Here is a 1,013-nt window from a genome sequence, read left to right as displayed (position 1 = left end):
TCTCCCGCCACTGACCGCTGGACCGGAACCGCCAGATCACCCCCTCGAACTGCTCCCGCAGCCGCTCGGGGTACGGGCCATACCTACCGATCGGCAGGTATGGCTCGATGAACTTCCACTGGGCATGAGTGAGTTGCCTGCGAGTCACGACCACAGTCCTATCGAATCCACCCCACGAAGAGCACAGAACTCAAGAACTGATCACGACATCACACAGGCCCTAGCCCGGAGATCGGGAGTGTCATAGATCAGGTGTACGTCCCGAGTGAGGGAGACACCGATGGGCACGATGATGGATCGCCAGATCGAGTCGGTTGTTGAGGAATCGGTTTCCTCGGAGGCGGAATCGGCCGATGTCTTGGACATGGGTCCGAGGAAGAAGGCCGGCGGAGCCGGGGTGGATGTGGTGGCGTCGGTCGCGGAGCTGGCGGCCGAGCAGGCCCGCGCGGGTGGGATGCAGCTGCTGGGCGAGGGCGGGCTGCTGCAACAGCTCACGAAACACCTGCTGCAGGACGCTCTGGATGCCGAGATGGACGAGCATCTGGCCGCCACGGCCGAGCCCGGGAGACCCGCTCGCGGTGGCGGGAACGCCCGCAACGGCTACCGGCCCAAGACGGTGCTGACCGAGGCCGGGCCGGTCACCGTCGAGGTCCCCCGGGACCGGTCGGGGACGTTCGTGCCCAAGGTGCTGCCCAAGTACGCGCGTCGCACCGAGGGCCTGGACGCGCTGGTCATCTCGCTGACCGCCAAGGGCCTCACGAGCGGCGAGATCGTCGCGCACCTGGCCGAGGTCTACGGCATGACGACCTCGAAGGAGACCGTCTCCACGATTACCGACAAGGTTCTCGACTCGATGGCCGAGTGGCGGATCCGCCCGCTGGACGCGGGGCGGTTTCCACCGGTCGTTGCGAATCAGCAGTAGGCCAGATCTCTTGACCAGCGTCTCATGGACTCGGCGGGTGTCCGGTCTCCGAGGACGAGGCGGGGGCGTGCGTTGAGCTCGCGTTCGACTT

The 1,013-nt window shown here is 66.1% G+C and carries 2 protein-coding genes; one reads left to right on the top strand and one right to left on the bottom strand.

Features of this window, described 5'->3' with window-relative positions; translation table 11 throughout:
• Positions 1-148, bottom strand: a 148-nt coding sequence (locus OTB20_RS42275) for a transposase (RefSeq protein ID WP_324290487.1), incomplete at its 3' end; no start/stop codon positions are given.
• A gap of 216 nt (positions 149-364) precedes the next feature.
• Here OTB20_RS42275 and OTB20_RS42270 point away from each other — a divergent pair.
• On the top strand, positions 365-922 hold the full coding sequence (locus OTB20_RS42270) for a transposase (protein ID WP_420716628.1): 558 nt from the start codon (positions 365-367) through the stop codon (positions 920-922).
• The last annotated feature ends 91 nt before the right edge of the window (positions 923-1,013 follow it).

It is taken from the genome of Streptomyces sp. H27-H1 (genome assembly GCF_026627445.1).
Taxonomy (GTDB): domain Bacteria; phylum Actinomycetota; class Actinomycetes; order Streptomycetales; family Streptomycetaceae; genus Streptomyces.
Note: the sequence above shows the minus strand (reverse complement) of the source record. Positions and strands in the feature narration are given on the sequence as shown.